The sequence below is a fragment of the Arthrobacter sp. SAFR-044 genome, assembly GCF_059414985.1.
Genome location: NZ_JBPFDN010000003.1, coordinates 390,826 through 408,941 on the forward strand (window position 1 = coordinate 390,826; position 18,116 = coordinate 408,941).

An 18,116-nucleotide genomic window follows, 5' to 3' on the forward strand; every position below is an offset into this window, starting at 1 on the left:
AAGGAACAGAATTGGGCTTTGTGTGACAACCATGTTGCGTTGAAAGCAACCCCAGTAGGACCGTTCCGCCCGCGCTTCCCCTTGTCCGGCTCCCTGGGATGTTCAAGAAGAACTGCAGTAACTAGCTTCGAAAAAGCCTTGACTGTGCTGCACATCACGCCCTATCGTGAAACAACCACGTTGCAAGCAATGCAACTCCAACTTTTATTGGTGGTTTCATGAGTACCCAACAAAACTCACCCCAGGCAGGAGTGGTTGCCGCTGACGCCAACGCTCCTGCCGGGGCTGGCGGCGGCACGGACAACGCCGTTGCCGGCAAGGACGTACGACGCCGGGTAGTCACCGCGAGCTTCATCGGCAACTTTGTCGAGTGGTTCGACTACGCCGTGTACGGCTACCTCGCAGCCGTCATCTCGTCGGTGTTCTTCCCTGAAGCAGACCGGCAGACCGCGCTGCTGGCCACCTTCGCCGTCTTCGCGATCTCCTTCTTCGTCCGTCCCCTGGGCGGCTTCTTCTGGGGGCATATCGGCGACAAGCTGGGCAGGCGCAAGGCGCTGTCCCTCTCAATCGTCATCATGTCCGTCTCAACCTTCTGCATCGCCCTCATCCCCGGTTACGGAACCATCGGCATGCTGGCCCCGGTCCTGCTGCTCCTGGTCCGCGTGGTCCAGGGCTTTTCGGCGGCCGGCGAATACGCCGGAGCATCAGCCTTCCTGGTGGAATACGCGCCGGCCAACCGCCGCGGACTCTATGCCGCCGTCGTTCCCGCCAGTACCGCCGCCGGCCTGCTCCTGGGGTCACTGATCGCGGCGCTCCTCAGCTCGGTACTCAGCACTGACCAGCTGCACGAATGGGGATGGCGGCTGCCGTTCCTGCTGGCCGCCCCCATGGGACTGATCGGCCGCTACATCCGCACCAAGCTGGAGGACACCCCGGCCTTCCGCGCGCTGGCCGACCAGGAGGAGTCCGCTCCCAAAGCCCCGGCCCTGGACATGTTCCGCACCTACCGCAAGCAGCTCATCATCGCCTGCGGGGCAGTGCTGCTCAACGCCGTCGGCTTCTACGTCATCCTCAGCTACATGCCCACCTACCTGTCCGAGGAACTGGGCTTCGGCCCCACCGAGTCCTTCCTGGCCACCACCATCGCCCTGGCCAGCTACATCGGCTTCATTTTCCTGACAGGACTCGCCTCGGACCGGTTCGGCCGCAAGCGCATGCTGATCACCGCGTCGGTCCTGTTCATGCTCCTGACCGTCCCCGCGTTCATGCTGCTGGATACCGGCAACTTCCTGGTGATCGTCCTGGTCCAGATCCTGCTGGGCGGCATGCTCACGCTGAACGACGGAACGCTGCCCAGTTTCCTGGCCGAACTGTTCCCCACCAAGGTCCGCTACAGCGGCTTCGCCGTCAGCTTCAACCTCTCCAATGCCCTGTTCGGCGGCACCGCCCCGTTCATGGCCACCCTGCTCATCGGCATGACGCAAAGCAAGCTGGCGCCGGGCTGGTACCTCGTGGCCGCATCCGCCGTGTCCCTCGTGGCCGTGCTGTTCGCCACCGAAACCTCGCGGAAGCCCCTCAAGCACCTCTGACCAACCAGAGGCCCCTGACCCATCCGGGTCCACAGACCAACCTCACTACGCACCAACACCAACTGCACCAACAGCAGCTGGCACCCACTAGAAAGGCACCACCCGTGACTATCACTGCCGACAACGCCTCCTCCATCGCCGAACTCGAGCGCCTCAAGGTCCTGCACAACGGCACCAAGGGCAAGCTCACGTTCTCCGACGCAGAGTTCGAGCGCCGCCTTGGCGGCCTCCGCAAAATCATGGCCGCCAAGGAGCTGGACGCGGTCATCCTCACCAGCTACCACGGCATCAAGTACTACTCCGACTTCCTGTACACCACGTTCGGCCGCAACTACGCCCTGGTGGTCACCGCCAACGACTCCGTCACCGTCACCGCCAACATCGACGCCGGCATGCCGTGGCGCACCTCCTACGGCGAGAACATCGTCTACACCGACTGGCGCCGCGACAACTTCTACTTCGGCCTCCAGGAAGCCCTGCGCCAGCGCGGCGTCAAGGCCACCCGGCTGGGCGTCGAGGACGACTTCCTCCCGGGCCTGACCCGCGAAAAGATCGCCGCCGCGTTCCCCGGCGCCCAGCTCCTGGACGTCTCCCAGGACGCCATGCGCCAGCGCATGATCAAGTCCGCCGAGGAAATCGAAGTCATCAAGCACGGCGCCCGCATCGGCGACCTGGGCGGCGAGGCCATCCGCAACGCCATCCGCGAAGGCATCTCCGAGTACGAGGTGGCCCTCATCGGCACCGAGGCCATGGTGCACGAGATCGCCAGGACCTTCCCGGACCGCGAGGTCCGCGACACCTGGGTGTGGTTCCAGTCCGGCATCAACACCGATGGCGCCCACAACTGGGCCACCACCCGCAAGCTGCAGCAGGGCGACATCCTCTCGCTCAACTGCTTCCCCATGACCTCCGGTTACTACACCGCCCTGGAGCGGACCCTCTTCCTGGGCCAGCCGGACGAGCGCTCGCTGGAGCTGTGGAACATCAACGTCGAGGTGCACGAGCGCGGCCTGGAACTGATCAAGCCCGGCGCCGTCTGCAAGGACATCGCCGCCGAGCTCAACGAGATCTACATCAGCCACGGCCTGCTGGCCAACCGCACCTTCGGTTACGGCCACTCCTTCGGCGTCCTGAGCCACTACTACGGCCGCGAAGCCGGGCTGGAGCTGCGCGAGGACATCGACACCGTCCTCGAGCCGGGCATGGTGGTTTCCATGGAGCCCATGATCACGGTGGCGGACGGCCTGCCGGGCGCCGGCGGCTACCGCGAGCACGACATCCTGGTGATCGGCGAGGACAACACGGTGGAAAACATCACCAAGTTCCCGTTCGGCCCGGAACACAACATCGTCCAGGGATAACCATCTGAACAGCCGAAGCGGCGCCGTGCACCACGGCGCCGCTTTCGGTGTCCAGCCCCGACCATAGGGAAAGATGGTGTCCACCATGACTCCTGCGAAAACCCCAGACAGCAACGGCAGCGGAACCGGCACCAACGGCGGGACGGACGCCAAAGGAGCCTCCGTCGTCGTCAACGCCATCGCCGTCCTGCGCACCTTCACGGCGGACGAACCCCTGCTGGGCGTCACGGAAATCGCCAACCGCGTGGGCATGCACAAATCCAGCGTGTCCCGGATCCTGGCCACCTTCGAGCAGGAAAACCTGGTGGAACGTGACCCGGAAACCAAGCGGTTCCGGCTGGGCCTGGGGCTCATCGCCGTCGCCGGACCGCTGCTGGCCGAGATGGAGGAACGCCGCGTTGCCTACCCCGTCCTGCGGCAGCTGACCGAGCAGACCGGCGAAACCAGTGCCCTCATGCTGTGGAACGGTGACGAGGCCATCTGCGTGGAGCAGATCGCGAGCCACCACCAGATCAAGCACACCACGCCCCTGGGCGCCCGCTACCGCGACGCCATGAGCGCCTCGGTCCAGGTGTTCCTGTCCACGCTGCCGGCCGAACGGGTGCGTGAACTGTTGCGCAGCGGAACCATCACCTTCCCGGGACTGGACGACGACGGACTGGCAGCGTACGAAGCCCGGCTCCAGGATGTTGCGCAGCGGGGATGGGCGGGGAACTACGGCGAATCGTCCATGGACGAGGTGGGCGTGGCCGCGCCTGTCCGCGACCACCGCGGCGACGTTGTGGCGGCCGTCCTGATTCCGGCGCCGCGGTTCCGGGTGTCCAAGGAACAGTTCGAGAGCCTGGGGGAGGCCTGCGTCGCCGCCGCCGCCAAGGTGACCACCCGGCTGGGTGGCCGCCCGGGAAGTTGAGGCTGCCTGGTCAGGCCCGTACCGGCGGGGTGCCGGTTTGCTCCGTGACCGCGCTGACCGCGACCACGCCGCCCCAGGGGTCGCTGATCACGGCGCTCCTGAACCCGGGGCTGTCCATGGGTGCCATGACAATGCCGCCGCCCAGGGCAACGGCCCGGTCGGCGGTCCTGTCTGCATCGGTGACCCCGAAGTTCACACTCCAATGTGGAGGAACAGTCACGCCGTCGGTGGGGGTAGCCACGGCCACCAGCTGGTCTTCGAGGAGCCACAGTGAAAACGGGGCGTCCGGCGGTGACGTCAGTTCCCAGTTGAACAATGCCCTGTAGAACTCCTGGGCCTTTCCAAGATCCGGGGTGTGCAGCGAACTCATGGCCCAGCTATTGGGCTGGTCTGCCAGCTCAACGCCGTCATTGACGCCCGCCTGCCGCAGGCAGAACAGCACGCCGGAGGAATCGGCAACCAGTTGCGAACGGGTCCCGGCGCCGATGGCCCCGAGCTGCCGGCCGCCCGCCTGTTCCGCCAGCGCTGAAGCCTTCCCGGCATCGCCCACCCGGATATGGGTCAGCCATCCCGCTGGTGACCCCGGCGGGGCCTGCCCCACGCCGCCTACGGAGCGGCCGTCAAGGCGCGCCAGACAGTACCCGCCCTCGAATCCCGGCACCTGTATCGGCTCGTCGAACGTCCAGCCGAACAGTCCGCCATAGAACTCTTTGGCACCCTGGGGGTCCGGTTGCCAGGTGTCGACCCAGCACGGCGCACCCACTAAGGAAGTATTCCGCTTTGCCATCCGCCGCGCCCTTTCCATCCGAGCTGCCCGGACCTGGGGGCCCGGCCACAGGGCAATGCCAGGCAAGCATACGTCCGGAAGCAGGGGCCCCGCAGGAGGTCAGGGCAGCCCGGCCATCCTTGCCGCCAGGTGCAACGCCGCGAGCCGCCCCGTCCCGCGCGGGTCTCCGCCGCAGAGCTCGAAGATCCGCTGCAGCCTGTGGTGCATCGACTGCCGTTCCAAGTGCAGTTCGCGTGCCGACTGCGCGGTATTGCAGCCGGAGTCCAGCCACACCTGCAGGGTCTCCAGCAGCTGGGACTGCCGCTGCGCATCGTGATCCAGGACCGCCCGTAGCTGCCGGCTCACGAACGCCTCCCGGGACGAGGCATCCAGGCAGGTCAGGGCGAGGCTTTCCACGGCGGTGTCCTGGGCGTCAACTACAACCAGGCCCCGGGACGGGTGCCGCCTGCGGGCCGACGCGTTCCGCCGGCGGATCTGCCGGACCTCCAGGGCGCGGCGCGCTTCCGCCAGTGACCAGGCTGCCTCCGCCACCCCGTCTGCCAGCGGCCCCACGGCGATCACGGCGTCGTGGTCCCCTTCCAGCCCCTGCAAGGATTCCAGGAGCTGCCGGCGCTCGCCGGCAGTCTCGGTGCACGGCAGGCCGATCATGACCACCAGTTCGGTGTCGTCAAGGTAGGCGGCGCAGGGGATCCGCTCTGAGCTGAGGAAGTTTTCGACGGCGCCGCGCAGCTCCTGCGGCGCCGCCGCATGGATGGCGGCGACGACGGCGGGGGAGTCCGTGGGGAAACCGGCGCCGGGGGCGAGCTGCTCGAGCCGCCACTCCGGAGCGGAATTCAACACGGCGCGCATCAGTTCAGCACCGGCCAGGGCATGCAGTCCCGGAGGTGTGTGCTGCAGCAGCGCCAGGCCCAGGATGTCCACGGCCCGTTCCCCGGCCACCTGGGCCAGGGCGGTGTCCGCGACATCGGGAACGTGCACCTCGAGCCGCCCCATGAGGACCCCGCGCACCGGGATGTCCACGGTGATGACCGTTCCGCCGGCCACGGCGTAAAAGCCGCCGTGCGCGTCCGGCCCGGAGCCGTCGTCGTCCCCTGTTCCTTCGCCCGCGTGCGCGTCCACCCCGTTGCTCCAGCCTTCCGGGACCGCGCTGCCCATGGTGACGCCCCACGGGGAAGTGAGTTTGACGGCGGAGCCGGTGATGCCCGCCAGCACGCCCAGCATCTTGTCGAGCGAGGCGCCGTGGGCCAGCTCTGCAGCCATGGCGCGCGTTGCGGCGTCCGCCTGTTGCAGGTGCCCCACGGACTCGCTGACAAGCATCGAGTTGATGGCCTGCATGACACCGACGAACGGCACCACCTTCCGCAGTTCCACCACGGGAAGGCCGTACTCCTCCGCCGTTTGAAGCATGTCGGCAGGGATTTCCGGCAGTGCACCGCCCGTCTCGATGGCCAGGGCGGCAACGCCGCGCTGGGCCAGTTCACGGACGTAGTCTGCGCGTTTGGCCGGGGCGGCGGTGGCCAGCGTGATCCCGCCGCAGAGCAGCAGCTCGCCGCCGCGGAGCAGGGGAGCGATGTCCAGCACCTCACTGGAGTGGACCCAGCGGACCGGTTGCGCATCAGCCACCACTCCTTGCGGGTGGACCACGGGATCGGCGGCGGCGAGGGCGGGGTGGGCGAGTATTTCGCCAAGAAACACTGACACGACAGTCCGTAACGTAGTAGGAGGATTTGTTCGACAGATTGTATCTTGTTGCTTGTGATGGGGGCCACATAGCCTTGTTGGTACTTATCCACCTCACGGAGGCCCCCATGCAAGAAAAGCTTTCTACAGCCACGCACGGCCAACCTGACCAGGCCACGCAGGACCACAGCGCCGTGGACCACGAAGCCTGGCTGCAGCCCATCCCCGAATCAGCACGAACGCGCAAGGTATCCGGCCAGTTCTGGATCTGGGCGGGCGCCAACCTGGCACCCATCAACTGGGTGCTGGGGGCACTCGGCATCCAGCTGGGACTCGGGCTCGCGGACACCATCACCGTCCTGGTGCTGGGCAACCTGATCGGCATGCTGCTCTTCGGCTGCTTTGTCCTCCTGGGCCAGAAGACCGGAGCCACCGGCATGGTCCTGGCCCGGGCCGCATTCGGACGGCGCGGCAACTACCTGCCGGCCGCCATCCAGGCCCTGCTGGTCATCGGCTGGTGCGCGGTGAACACCTGGATCATCCTGGACCTGGTCATGGCGCTCTTCGGAACCCTTGGCTGGGTTGACCCGGAAGCCCCCAACTACGCCTGGAAGATCGGCGTTGCCACCTTCATCATGGCCCTCCAGGTTGCCATTGCCTGGTTCGGCTACAAGGCCATCGCCGCCTTCGAAAAATGGACCGTACCGCCCACCATCCTCATCCTCGCCGTCATGTCCGAGGTGGCCTGGTTCGGCATGGACATCAACTGGAGCTATGCCGGTCCTGCCGGCGCCGTCCTGGAAGGTTCCGATCGCATCGCGGCCATGAGCGCCGTGATGACCGCCATCGGCATTGGCTGGGGCATCACCTGGTTCACCTACGCCGCGGACTACTCCCGGTTCGTCAGCACCAGCGTCCCCAAGAAGAAGGTCTACCTCGCTTCAGTGCTGGGCCAGTTCATCCCCGTGGTGTGGCTCGGCGTCCTGGGCGCCAGCCTTGCCACCAACAGCGGCGAGATCGATCCCGGCAAGCTCATCGTCCTGAACTTCGGCGCCATGGCGCTGCCCGTACTGCTGATGGTGCTCCACGGCCCCATCGCCACCAACATCCTGAACATCTACACCTTCTCCGTGGCCACCCAGGCCCTGGACATCTCCATCAGCCGCCGCAAACTCAACCTGTTCGTCGGCGTCTTCTCGCTCGCCGCCGTCGTCTTCTTCATCTTCCAGGAGGACTTCGCAGCGGTACTCGACGCCTGGCTGATCGGCCTGGTGGCCTGGGTGGCCGCCTGGGGCGGAATCATGCTGGTGCACTACTTCTGGCTGGAGAAGCGCTGGCCCGGCGGAACCGAACGGCTGTTCGACGGCGTGGGAACCAAGCGGCTTCCGGTGGTCAACTTTGCCGGCGTCATCTCACTCGTGGCAGGGATCTTCACCACGTGGCTGTTCATGTACGGCCTGATCCCCATCATGCAGGGCCCCATCGCCGTGGCCCTGGGCGGCTGGGACCTGTCCTGGCTGGCCGGTGGACTGACCAGCGCCGCGGTGTACGCCATCCTCGGCCCGCGCCAGCACATCCGCTACCTCGCCCTTGAGCCCCGCACCGTCGCCCAGGCCGAGCCGGCCGGCAGCCCCGCCCTTCCCGCCCTCTAAGCGGCACTACTCCTCTTCCACAAACCCTGGCGGGCGCACACAGCGCCCGCCGAAAGGATTTCCCGTGAACAAGCCCGCCATCGCGGACGCCCTGCACCCCATCACCTGGCCCGAGGGCTTCAAGGCCGCAGCGTCCTTCACCTTCGACGTGGACGCCGAGTCCTGCACCATCGCCCACGATCCCACCAGCACCCGGCGCATGTCGCTGATGAGCCACCAGTCCTATGGCCCCAAGATCGCGGTCCCGCGGCTCCTGGCCATCCTGGCCCGCCAGGACATCCAGGCCACCTTCTTCATCCCCGGTTTCACCGCGGAGTCCTACCCCGACGTTGTGCGGCAGATCGTGGACGGCGGGCACGAGGTGGCGCACCACGGCTACCTGCACGAACCCATGCAGGGGATCGACGCCGCCACCGAGGCCAGCTACATTGACCGCGGCCTGGAAGCCCTGGCGAAGGTGGCAGGGGTCCGGCCGGTGGGCTATCGGGCACCGTGGTGGGAACTGAACTGGCACTCCCCGGGCCTCCTGGCGGACCGCGGCTTCCTCTACGATTCGAGCCTGCTCGACGGCGACGCCCCCTACCGCTGCGCCGTCGCCGCGGACGATCCCCGGGACATCGTGGAGATTCCCGTGGACTGGACCCTGGACGACTGGGAGCAGTACGCCTTCTACCCCGGGGTCACCGGCAGCGGCGTGATCGAAAGCCCGGCCAAGGTCCTGGAAATGTGGACCCTCGAAGCCCAGGCCCACCACTCCCAGGGCAGCTGCTTCGTCCTCACCAACCACCCGTTCATCTCCGGCCGGCCGTCCAAGGCCGTAGCGCTGGAGCAGTTGATGGAGCGGGTGAAGGCAATGGACGGCATGTGGGTGACCACCATGGAGAACATCGCCCGGCACACCAAAGCCACGGTCACCGAGGTCCACACCCACGCGCGGATCGAGGTGCCGGTATTCCCGGGCGCGGGTGCACAGTTCAAGCCGGCCATAGTGCGGCAGGGGGTGCTGGCCTAAAGTAGCCGGAAGGGCCGGGGCAACCGGCCGGGAGGAGTACGCACATGGACGTCTCAGACAGCGGCATCGAGCAGGAGCTGGCCTGGCAGGTCCCGCTCTACGAGCAGTTCCACCGGAATCCGGAGCTCGGCCTCGCCGAACACCAGACCTCCGCGGCCGTTGCGGCGAAGCTGGCCGGCTGGGGTTTCGATGTCCGGCACTTTGGCGGCACCGGCGTCGTGGGGGTCCTTGCCAACGGCGCCGGCCCGGGAGTCCTGGCCCGGGCGGATATGGATGCCCTCCCAGTCACCGAGGCGACCGGGGCAAGCTACGCCTCCACGGTTCCGGGAGTGATGCACGCGTGCGCGCACGACATGCACGTGGTGGCGCTGCTCGGGGCGGCAAAGTACCTGGCAGAACACCGGGAGGCGTGGCGGGGAACCTACACCGCCCTCTTCCAGCCAGCAGAGGAGACGGCGGCCGGCTCGCAGGCAATGCTCGACGACGGCCTGGCCGCCGGAATCCCGCAGCCGGACGTCGCGCTGGCCCAGCACGTCATGCCCACCGAAGCGGGAACCATCGGCACCACCCCGGGCCCTGTGCTCTCGGCAGGCGACTCGGTACGGATCACCGTCCACGGCCGCGGCGCCCACGGCTCCATGCCGCACAAGTCCGTAGATCCGGTGGTGCTGGCCGCCTCGATTGTCCTCCGCCTCCAAACAGTGGTGTCCCGCGAAACGACGCCAGGGGAGTTCGCCGTGCTGACTGTTGGATCGGTGAGCGCGGGAGCAACGGCCAACATCATTCCGGACCGGGCTGAGCTGCTGCTCAACCTCCGCACCTACGACGTTGCGTTGCGGGCCGACATGGTGGCCGCGATCGAGCGGATCGTCCGGGGCGAGTGCGCAGCGGCCGGCTCTCCACAGGAACCGGAGTTTGAGTATTACGACCAGTACCCGTTGACCAGCAACGACGCGGAGGCCAACGCCAAGGTCACCGCAGCCTTCACCAACGCCTTCGGCCCGGACGCCGTCTACCGCACCGCCCCGCAGACGGCATCGGAGGACTTCAGCCGGATCCCTGACGCGTTCGGCATTCCGTATGTTTACTGGATCGTCGGTTCCGTGCCCCCGGAGACCTACCGGCGGGCCGTGGCAAAAGGCACGGTGGACGCTGACATCCCCGCCAACCACTCGCCGTCGTTCCTGCCCGCCGTGGAGCCCACCCTCCGCACAGCCACCCGGGCCCAGGCCGCAGCCGCGCTTGCCTACCTCGCGGCGGAAGCCGTTTAGGCTCCGGACAGCAGGGACATCATCTGCGCCGCGGCATCGCTGCCCGGGGCTGGCGTATACACCACAATGTGCAGGTCCGGCCGGTCCGACGGGGACACCTGGTGGTGCTCCAGTTGCAGGACTCCGACGGCAGGGTGGTGGAAGAGGCGTTCGCGGGATTCGAAACCCAGGATGTCGTAGAGGTCCCAGCCCTGCCGGAACTCCGGGCTCGCCTCCTTGAGCCGTTCCACCTGGTACTGGATGTCCGGATCGCCCAGCCGCTGCCCGGTCTCGGCCCGGAACTCTGCGAGGAACCGCTTGCTGGTGGTGTCCCAGTCCGGCAGCAGGCTCCGGACATACGGATCGGTGAACACCAGCCACAGCAGGTTCCGGTCTGCAGCCGGCACGTTGGCGATGTTGGGATACAGCGCCGCGTAGGCCCTGTTCCACCCAGCCACGCCCCAGTCCGGGAACAACGCGAAGGACGGATTGGGATCGAGGGCATCCAGGAGGCGCTGGATGTGGGGCGGGGCAGTATCGGCTGCCGGCCCGGCAGGGGCTGCGGAGGCGTAGCCGCCCAGTGACAGCACATAGCCAAGGCCCGTGCTGGAAAGATGCAGCGCGCGGCTGATGGCCTCCAAAACCTGCCGGGAGGGGCTGATGTCCCTTCCCTGCTCCAGCCACGTGTACCAGGTGACGCTGACGCCGGAAAGGAAAGCCACTTCCTCGCGGCGGAGACCGCGCTCCCGCGTGCGTCCCACGGGCGGCAGGCCATAGTCGGCCCGCAGCGCCTGGTCACGCCGGGCCCGCAGGAAAAGGCCAAGTTCTTTGCGCCGCCCGGGATTGTTCACCCCAAAATACTATTACTCTGGTACTCCTACTACTAGTAGCAGTGCTGTCTTCCACCGCGGCGGCCGAACCCGCAGGATGGTAAGCATGCCTGCACTTCGCTCTAAAACAGTCACCCACGGCCGCAACATGGCCGGAGCCCGCGCACTGCTGCGCGCGTCCGGCGTCGCCAACTCGGACATCGGCAAGCCGATCATCGCCGTGGCCAACTCCTTCACAGAATTCGTCCCCGGCCACACCCACCTCGCCCCGGTGGGCCGGATTGTCTCGGACGCGATCCTCGCCGCCGGCGCCGTGCCGCGCGAGTTCAACACCATCGCCGTCGACGACGGCATCGCCATGGGCCACTCCGGCATGCTTTACTCGCTGCCGTCCCGCGACCTGATCGCCGACTCCGTGGAGTACATGGTCAACGCCCACTGCGCCGACGCCCTGGTGTGCATCTCCAACTGCGACAAGATCACCCCCGGCATGCTCATGGCGGCCCTGCGCCTGAACATCCCCGTGGTCTTCGTCTCCGGCGGCCCCATGGAGGCCGGCCGCGTGATCCTGACCGACGGCTCCGTCCGCTCCCTGGACCTGGTGAACGCGATCGCCGACGCCGTGGACGAGTCCATCTCCGACGCAGACATCAACCTCATCGAGGAGAACGCCTGCCCCACCTGCGGCTCCTGCTCCGGCATGTTCACCGCCAACTCCATGAACTGCCTCACCGAGGCCATCGGGCTCTCGCTGCCGGGCAACGGCTCCGTGCTGGCCACCCACACCGCGCGCAAGGCGCTGTACGAGAAGGCCGGTGAGACCGTCGTCGAGCTCGTCAAGCGCTATTACGACGGCGACGACGATTCCGTCCTGCCCCGCTCCATCGCCACCGCCAAGGCCTTCGACAACGCCATGGCCCTGGACATCTCCATGGGCGGCTCCACCAACACCATCCTGCACCTGCTGGCCGCGGCGCAGGAGGCGGGCGTGGACTATGGGCTGGCAGAGATGGACGCCAAGTCCCGCCAGGTGCCCTGCCTTGCCAAGGTGGCCCCGAACGTCGCCAAGGACAAGACGTACTACATGGAGGACGTGCACCGCGCCGGCGGCATCCCCGCCCTGCTGGGCGAACTGAACCGCGGCGGGCTGCTGCACAAGGACGTCCACTCCGTGCACTCCGCCGACCTGGACGGCTGGCTGGACGACTGGGACATCCGCGGCGGCAAGGCCACCGAGGAAGCCAAAGCCCTGTGGCACGCGGCCCCCGGCGGCGTCCGCTCGTCCACCGCGTTCTCGCAGTCGAACGAATGGACCTCCCTGGACACCGACGCCGCAGAGGGCTGCATCCGCTCCGTGGAGCACGCCTACTCCAAGGACGGCGGCCTGGCCGTGCTGCGCGGCAACGTCGCAGTGGACGGGGCCGTGGTGAAGACCGCCGGCGTGGACGAGTCCATCTGGACCTTCTCCGGTCCGGCCGTGGTGTGCGAGTCCCAGGACGAAGCAGTAGAGAAGATCCTGAACAAGCAGGTCAAGGAGGGCGACGTGGTGGTCATCCGCTACGAAGGCCCGAAGGGCGGTCCGGGCATGCAGGAGATGCTCTACCCCACGTCCTTCCTCAAGGGCCGCGGCCTGGGCAAGAAGTGCGCGCTGATCACGGACGGCCGCTTCTCCGGCGGCACCTCCGGCCTGTCCATCGGCCACATCTCCCCGGAAGCTGCGTCCGGCGGGGCCATCGCCCTGGTAGAGGACGGCGACATCATCAGCATCAACATCAGCCAGCGCTCGCTCCAGCTGGAGGTTTCGGAGGAGATCCTGGCCGAACGCCGCGAGAAACTCCTGGTCAACGGCGGGTACAAGCCCAAGGACCGGGACCGCCAGGTATCCGCCGCCCTGCGCGCCTACGCGGCCATGGCAACCTCCGCGGACAAGGGCGCCGTCCGCGACGTGTCCCTGCTCGAGCGGTAATTCAAAGCCAGGGCGGTAACGCCCGCGTCGGGCGGGGGAGGAGGCAGGCCGGGTCTTCCGGCCCTCCTCCGTCCGGGAACGCCGCGCCACACTTAATGGGTCACCGCCAGGCCCAAGGAGGATGTGGTGCGCAGGTTTCCGGCAGTCCTAACCATGGTCGCCCTTGCCCTCGCCGGGTGTTCGCCTCAGCCGGGAAGCCCGCCGCCGCAGTCATCCTCCGCCGCTGCCAGTACCCCGGCAACGGCAACCAGCCCGCCCACGGCACCAAGCCCGTCGGGCGCTCCCAGCCTCCCGCCGTCGGCTGCCACCGGGAGTACTGCGCCCGGGAGTACTGCGCCCGGCGCGGCGGAGTGGACCACGTTTACGACGGCGGACGGCACCATGGCGTTCGACGTGCCGGCCACCTGGAGCGTCAAGGATCCGGCAGGGGAACTGGCCGAAGGTGGCGGGGCTTTCGCGGAGGTGCGGAACCAGGCCGGAAAGGTCATGGCGACGCTGCGCACCAACATGGCCACCGGCTCCACCTGCACGGAGAGATATCCGTACGAAATTTTGGATGCTGCCGACATCCCGGCGCTGGTCCAGGGCGGCACGGTGCCCCAGTTCCTTTTCGAAACACGTGGAAACGCTACGACGCCGGGTCTGTACAAGACACCCGCGGCAGGCTACGGCATCACGTCCGGTCCTGCGCCTTCCGGGCCTGACACCTGCCCAATCTTCCAGTTCTTCAGGTGGCCACCGAATGCTGCCATGTTCGGTGCGTCCTACGACCCCGCCCTCAACGCAACTCCCGGCGACCCGACGCTGCCCTACCTGGAACTCGCGCGGAAGTACCGGGAGACTGCCGAATACGCCGATATCAAGAGGATGATCACGTCACTGCGGCCGGTAAACCGCTAGCTGGATGTTAAATCCAGAGGTCCGCCGGGACAACAGGCCAAAGGCCCCGTCCAGCGGGCAATCCACTCGGGTACCCTGTTCACATGGTGCAGGGAGATGCCGATTTCCGGGCCGAAGGCATCCTGCTTGCCGGGGCAGGACGGGCCATCCTGCTGCAGCTTGCCAACCCTGAGATCGGACGTGGGGTGGCGGCGCACAGCACGTTCACCCAACGCCCGGTAAACCGCCTCAAGGGCACCCTCACCTACGTCTACGGCATTGTGTACGGAACCGAGGAACAGGCCAGGGAGGTTCGCCGCAGGGTCAACCAGGCGCACGTTCCGGTGCGCCGGGCCCCCGACGAATCCTCTGCAGGCTACAACGCCTACGATCCGGTGCCGCAGCTCTGGGTGGCAGCAACGCTCTACGACACCGCGCTCACCATCGTCGAGAAGATCAAGGGACCGCTCGACGACGGCGCGGCCGATGCGATGTACCGGGACTACGCGCGGATCGGCACCGCCCTGCAGCTTCCAGCGGACATGTGGCCGAAGGACAGGGCGGCGTTCAGCCGCTACTGGGAGGAGCAGCTTTCAACCCTCCGTGCCGAGGAAGAAGGCGTACGCGTGGGACGCGGCCTGCTGTTCCCCAAGCACACTGCACTTTGGTACCGCGCCATCATGCCTTCCGCTAGGTTCCTCACCGCAGGGCTCCTGCCGGAGCAGTTGCGGCAGGACTTCGGCCTCGCCTGGAGCGACCGCCACCAGCGCCGCTACGACCGGACATGGCGGGTCCTTGCGGTGGCCTACCCCATGCTGCCGCTGCGCATCAGGCATTGGTTCAAGGACTACTGCCTGGCAGAACTTGAAAAAGACCTGCGGAAGAGCCCGCAAAACCTGCAGCAACAGGGGACCAGTGCGTAGTCCCACGGCGTTGTTGCCATAAAGGGGGTCTGCCAAGACCCGTTACACCAGGGCCCTCGCTAGGACTTCCGGAGAACGGTTTGATGGAAGGCATGGCCCCCGAAACAACTGTCACCCGTACCAGCGCGCCCCAAAAACCAGAAGCGCAGCACCATGCTCACTGGGGAGGCGTCTTCGCGATGTCGCTGTGCGTCTTCGCGCTGATCGCCTCCGAATTCATGCCGGTCAGCCTGCTCACCCCGATGGCCGCCGAACTCCGGGTCTCCGAGGGGATGGTGGGGCAGGGCATCGCGATCTCCGGCCTGTTCGCCGTCATCACCAGCCTGTCGGTCTCCACGCTGGCCGGCAGCCTGAACCGCAAGACCCTGCTGCTGGGCCTGACGACGGTGATGGCTGTCTCCGGTGCCCTGGTGGCGTTGGCCCCGGGATACCTGCTCTTTATGGTCGGCCGCGCCCTCATCGGCGTGGTCATCGGCGGGTTCTGGTCGATGTCCGCTGCCACCGCCATGCGGCTGGTGCCGGCCCACCAGGTGCCGCGCGCGCTGGCGGTCTTCAATGGCGGCAACGCCCTGGCCACGGTGCTGGCTGCGCCGCTGGGCAGCTACCTGGGCTCATTCATCGGGTGGCGAGGAGCGTTCTTCTGCCTGGTTCCGGTGGCGGTGCTCGCCCTGGTCTGGCAGTGGATCAGCCTTCCTTCCATGGCGGTGGAAAAGCGGACTTCCGGAAACGTCCTCGGAATCTTCGCGGCGTTCAAGAGCCCGACTGTCGCCTGGGGGATGGCCGCCTGCGGCACCTTCTTCATGGGCCAGTTCGTCCTGTTCACCTATATCCGTCCGTTCCTGGAGCGGGTGACCGGCGTGGAGGTGGCCACGGTGTCGCTCGTATTGCTGGTGATGGGTATAGCCGGGTTTGCAGGCACCATGCTGATTGGCCGGTTCCTGGGGAAGGGCCTGTACCGGACGCTGGTCACCATCCCGGCGCTCATGGCGGTCATCGCCGCCACCCTGGTCCCCACCGGCGGCTGGCTGGCCGCCGTCGTGGTTTTCCTGGGGGTCTGGGGGCTGCTGTCCACGGCCGCTCCGGTGGGCTGGTGGAGTTGGATCGCGGAGGCAACGCCCCACGACGCAGAGGGCGGTGGGGGCCTGATGGTGGCCGTTGTCCAGACCTCGATCGCCGTCGGATCAACGCTGGGTGGCGTCCTGTTCGACTCCGCCGGCCACGGCGGCGCCTTCCTGGTGGCCGCCGCTGTCCTCGCGGTCTCGTCGGTCCTGGCGTTCGTGACCTCCCGGGTCACAAACCGGACAGCCTGACCATCCAACAGATTTTGAAGTAACCCAAAACAGCAGGAGGAGAACATGAAGTACACCAAGAGCGGCGGCCAGACAGGAGCCGGGCCGAAGGAATGGTTTACCGGAACCGTGCAGATTGACGGCATCCGCAACCCCGATGAACAGTCAGCGGTCGGGTGCGCCCACGTCCGCTTCGCCCCCGGTGCCCGCACCGCCTGGCACCACCATCCCAAGGGCCAGACCCTCTACGTCACTGACGGCATCGGACTGGTGGCGCGGCGCGGAGGGCAGGTCCAGGAAATCCGCCCCGGCGACGTGGTCTACATCGAGCCGGGGGAGGAGCACTGGCACGGGGCAACCCCGGAGCGGTTCATGGCCCACGTCGCCATGCACGAGGCCGACGAAAACGGCGAGGTGGTCACCTGGCTCCAGCACGTCACTGATGAAGAATACGGGGCCTGACCACCCTTAACGACGGTGGGCGGACGACGGCGGGAGGTACCGCCGTCGTCCGCCCACCTTCTTGCGTGGCAGCTTAGTCCTCGTAGGTGTTCGCGATGTAGACGTCGCAGGGGGCGTTGTGCGCCACGCTGTTGGCGACGCTGCCCAGGAGCCGGCCGATGCCGCGCATCCTCCGGTTGCCCACCACGATCACCCGGGCGTCCAGGCGGATGGCTTCCTTGATCAGCGAATCAGCCGGCTTGCCGCGGGCGGCGAAGTGGGTGATCTGCACTCCCGGCCGCGATGCGCCCAAGGATTTCGCCACCATCTCCGAACTGTCCGCGTTGGAGATCCTCACTTTGTCCGAGCCCACCCCAAAGGTTTCGGCGTTCTCGGCCTCAAAGGCGGTCACCACATGGAGCGAGGCCCCCAGCGACTCCGCCAAGCCCAGGGCCACTTCCGCCGCCTTCCGTGCCGACGGACTGGCGTCCACTCCTACTACAACTACTCCACTCATCGTTTCGCTCCTTCGTCATTCCCGGCATACAACGTCCATTGGCCAGTCTAGGGACTACCCGCCTGGAGCGTTGGTATCACACTGTTTGCAGGTTCAGGCGCTGACCTGCCCCTGTATCGACCCCGCAATGTTCTCCGTAACCGCCCAGGAGGCGAGGAGCTTCAGCGCTTCCTCGGAGGGGCTGCCGGGGGTGGCGGGATAGACGGTGAGGGTATGGCCCGGGTCCTCTTCCAGGCCCAGCACCTGGTAGTTCAGCTCAAGGAGCCCCACCACGGGATGCTGGAAGAACTTGGTGCCGGCGTAGTGGCGGCGGACGTTGTGGGCTGCCCAGAGCGTGCGGAATTCGTCACTGCGCATGGACAGTTCGCCAATGAGCTCGGCAATGCCTTTGTCATGGGGATTGCGGCCGGCCTCCCGGCGGAGGATGGCCACGTTGGTGTTGGCCGCCCGGTCCCAGTCGGTGTAGAAGTTGTGGGCGCGGGGGTCCAGGAAGATAAACCGGGAGTGGTTGGCCGGCCTCGACGGATTGCGGTACATGTCCGAATACAGGGCATAGCCCAAGGTATTGGCGGCCACGATGTCCAGGCGGTTGTTGCCGATGAAGGCGGGCGCCTCCGTGATGGCGTCCAGGAGGTATTGCAGCTCCGGCCGGACCTTTGACGGTGCGGAGCCGCCGGCACGCGCGGCACTCTTGCGGCCCGAGGTGTTGGCTGCCCGGGCCAGGTCATAGAGGTGGTCGTGCTCGGCGCGGTCCAGTTCCAGGGCACCGGCGATGGCGTCCAGGACGCTGTCCGAAACACCGTGCAGGTTCCCCCGCTCCAGGCGCGTGTAGTAGTCGACGCTCACGCCTGCCAGCCGCGCCACTTCCTCACGCCGGAGCCCTGGTACGCGGCGGCGGCCGCCGTAGGGTTCAATGCCCGCCTGCTCCGGTGTGATCCGCCCACGGCGTGAGGACAGGAACTGCCGTACCTCGGCTCGGTTATCCATAGGGAACACGTTACGACCAATGGCACGGCCCTAAGGAGGTTCT

The 18,116-nt window shown here is 66.9% G+C and carries 17 protein-coding genes; 11 read left to right on the top strand and 6 right to left on the bottom strand.

Features of this window, described 5'->3' with window-relative positions:
• Window positions 1-218 precede the first annotated feature (218 nt).
• From ACR65J_RS06890 to ACR65J_RS06900, 3 genes are all read left to right on the top strand, one after another.
• Window positions 219-1,589, top strand: a complete 1,371-nt coding sequence (locus ACR65J_RS06890; RefSeq protein WP_440167272.1) for an MFS transporter — start codon at window positions 219-221, stop codon at window positions 1,587-1,589.
• Between the two features lie 104 nt (window positions 1,590-1,693).
• Complete coding sequence (locus tag ACR65J_RS06895) at window positions 1,694-2,950, top strand: aminopeptidase P family protein (protein WP_159630498.1); 1,257 nt, start codon at window positions 1,694-1,696, stop codon at window positions 2,948-2,950.
• A gap of 73 nt (window positions 2,951-3,023) precedes the next feature.
• The gene (locus tag ACR65J_RS06900) at window positions 3,024-3,860 is read left to right on the top strand and encodes an IclR family transcriptional regulator (protein WP_159630500.1); all 837 of its coding nucleotides are present in this window, start codon (window positions 3,024-3,026) and stop codon (window positions 3,858-3,860) included.
• 10 nt (window positions 3,861-3,870) lie between these two features.
• Here the strand turns inward: ACR65J_RS06900 and ACR65J_RS06905 are convergent, their stop codons facing one another.
• A complete protein-coding gene (locus tag ACR65J_RS06905) occupies window positions 3,871-4,623 on the bottom strand; it encodes a VOC family protein (protein WP_440167274.1) in 753 nt (250 codons plus the stop codon).
• Between the two features lie 123 nt (window positions 4,624-4,746).
• Window positions 4,747-6,348 (bottom strand): PucR family transcriptional regulator, encoded by a 1,602-nt coding sequence (locus tag ACR65J_RS06910; RefSeq protein WP_440167276.1) that lies wholly within the window; start codon window positions 6,346-6,348, stop codon window positions 4,747-4,749.
• A gap of 107 nt (window positions 6,349-6,455) precedes the next feature.
• Between ACR65J_RS06910 and ACR65J_RS06915 the strand changes: the two genes are divergently transcribed.
• From ACR65J_RS06915 to ACR65J_RS06925, 3 genes are all read left to right on the top strand, one after another.
• Window positions 6,456-7,979: a purine-cytosine permease family protein gene (locus ACR65J_RS06915; protein ID WP_440167278.1), complete on the top strand. Its 1,524-nt coding sequence runs from the start codon at window positions 6,456-6,458 to the stop codon at window positions 7,977-7,979.
• A gap of 64 nt (window positions 7,980-8,043) precedes the next feature.
• Window positions 8,044-8,991 carry a polysaccharide deacetylase family protein gene (locus ACR65J_RS06920; protein WP_440167280.1) on the top strand — a complete coding sequence of 316 codons (948 nt, stop codon included), beginning with the start codon at window positions 8,044-8,046 and terminating at the stop codon, window positions 8,989-8,991.
• 44 nt (window positions 8,992-9,035) lie between these two features.
• Complete coding sequence (locus tag ACR65J_RS06925; RefSeq protein ID WP_440167282.1) at window positions 9,036-10,262, top strand: amidohydrolase; 1,227 nt, start codon at window positions 9,036-9,038, stop codon at window positions 10,260-10,262.
• Here the strand turns inward: ACR65J_RS06925 and ACR65J_RS06930 are convergent.
• Window positions 10,259-11,092, bottom strand: coding sequence for a helix-turn-helix transcriptional regulator (locus ACR65J_RS06930; protein ID WP_440167283.1), 834 nt, complete (start codon window positions 11,090-11,092; stop codon window positions 10,259-10,261). The genes ACR65J_RS06925 and ACR65J_RS06930 overlap by 4 nt on opposite strands.
• Before the next feature lie 85 nt (window positions 11,093-11,177).
• Here ACR65J_RS06930 and ilvD point away from each other — a divergent pair, with 85 nt between their 5' ends.
• Entirely contained in the window at window positions 11,178-13,037 is a 1,860-nt protein-coding gene (gene ilvD / locus ACR65J_RS06935; protein ID WP_440167285.1) for a dihydroxy-acid dehydratase, read from the top strand.
• Window positions 13,038-13,222: 185 nt separating this feature from the next.
• Here the strand turns inward: ilvD and ACR65J_RS06940 are convergent, their stop codons facing one another.
• The gene (locus tag ACR65J_RS06940) at window positions 13,223-13,441 is read right to left on the bottom strand and encodes a hypothetical protein (RefSeq protein WP_440167287.1); all 219 of its coding nucleotides are present in this window, start codon (window positions 13,439-13,441) and stop codon (window positions 13,223-13,225) included.
• Between ACR65J_RS06940 and ACR65J_RS06945 the strand changes: the two genes are divergently transcribed.
• From ACR65J_RS06945 to ACR65J_RS06960, 4 genes are all read left to right on the top strand, one after another.
• Entirely contained in the window at window positions 13,419-13,937 is a 519-nt protein-coding gene (locus ACR65J_RS06945) for a hypothetical protein (protein ID WP_440167289.1), read from the top strand. The genes ACR65J_RS06940 and ACR65J_RS06945 overlap by 23 nt on opposite strands.
• 83 nt (window positions 13,938-14,020) lie before the next feature.
• Window positions 14,021-14,839 carry an oxygenase MpaB family protein gene (locus tag ACR65J_RS06950; protein ID WP_440167291.1) on the top strand — a complete coding sequence of 273 codons (819 nt, stop codon included), beginning with the start codon at window positions 14,021-14,023 and terminating at the stop codon, window positions 14,837-14,839.
• A 92-nt stretch (window positions 14,840-14,931) separates the two neighbouring features.
• Window positions 14,932-16,149 carry an MFS transporter gene (locus tag ACR65J_RS06955; protein ID WP_440167293.1) on the top strand — a complete coding sequence of 406 codons (1,218 nt, stop codon included), beginning with the start codon at window positions 14,932-14,934 and terminating at the stop codon, window positions 16,147-16,149.
• Between the two features lie 45 nt (window positions 16,150-16,194).
• The gene (locus tag ACR65J_RS06960; protein ID WP_440167294.1) at window positions 16,195-16,590 is read left to right on the top strand and encodes a (R)-mandelonitrile lyase; all 396 of its coding nucleotides are present in this window, start codon (window positions 16,195-16,197) and stop codon (window positions 16,588-16,590) included.
• A gap of 73 nt (window positions 16,591-16,663) precedes the next feature.
• Here ACR65J_RS06960 and ACR65J_RS06965 read toward each other — a convergent pair whose 3' ends face one another.
• Entirely contained in the window at window positions 16,664-17,086 is a 423-nt protein-coding gene (locus ACR65J_RS06965) for a universal stress protein (RefSeq protein ID WP_440167296.1), read from the bottom strand.
• Window positions 17,087-17,179: 93 nt separating this feature from the next.
• A complete protein-coding gene (locus ACR65J_RS06970) occupies window positions 17,180-18,073 on the bottom strand; it encodes a helix-turn-helix transcriptional regulator (RefSeq protein WP_440167298.1) in 894 nt (297 codons plus the stop codon).
• Window positions 18,074-18,116 lie beyond the last annotated feature (43 nt).

Excerpts from the sequence above, each read along its gene's own strand:
- ACR65J_RS06950 (WP_440167291.1), top strand. The coding sequence starts at position 14,021 with ATGGTGCAGGGAGATGCCGATTTCCGGGCCGAAGGCATCCTGCTTGCC.
- ACR65J_RS06890 (WP_440167272.1), top strand. The coding sequence starts at position 219 with ATGAGTACCCAACAAAACTCACCCCAGGCAGGAGTGGTTGCCGCTGAC.
- ACR65J_RS06970 (WP_440167298.1), bottom strand. The coding sequence starts at position 18,073 with ATGGATAACCGAGCCGAGGTACGGCAGTTCCTGTCCTCACGCCGTGGG.
- ACR65J_RS06965 (WP_440167296.1), bottom strand. The coding sequence starts at position 17,086 with ATGAGTGGAGTAGTTGTAGTAGGAGTGGACGCCAGTCCGTCGGCACGG.
- ACR65J_RS06925 (WP_440167282.1), top strand. The coding sequence starts at position 9,036 with ATGGACGTCTCAGACAGCGGCATCGAGCAGGAGCTGGCCTGGCAGGTC.
- ACR65J_RS06960 (WP_440167294.1), top strand. The coding sequence starts at position 16,195 with ATGAAGTACACCAAGAGCGGCGGCCAGACAGGAGCCGGGCCGAAGGAA.
- ilvD (WP_440167285.1), top strand. The coding sequence starts at position 11,178 with ATGCCTGCACTTCGCTCTAAAACAGTCACCCACGGCCGCAACATGGCC.
- ACR65J_RS06915 (WP_440167278.1), top strand. The coding sequence starts at position 6,456 with ATGCAAGAAAAGCTTTCTACAGCCACGCACGGCCAACCTGACCAGGCC.
- ACR65J_RS06945 (WP_440167289.1), top strand. The coding sequence starts at position 13,419 with ATGGCGTTCGACGTGCCGGCCACCTGGAGCGTCAAGGATCCGGCAGGG.
- ACR65J_RS06900 (WP_159630500.1), top strand. The coding sequence starts at position 3,024 with ATGGTGTCCACCATGACTCCTGCGAAAACCCCAGACAGCAACGGCAGC.
- ACR65J_RS06955 (WP_440167293.1), top strand. The coding sequence starts at position 14,932 with ATGGCCCCCGAAACAACTGTCACCCGTACCAGCGCGCCCCAAAAACCA.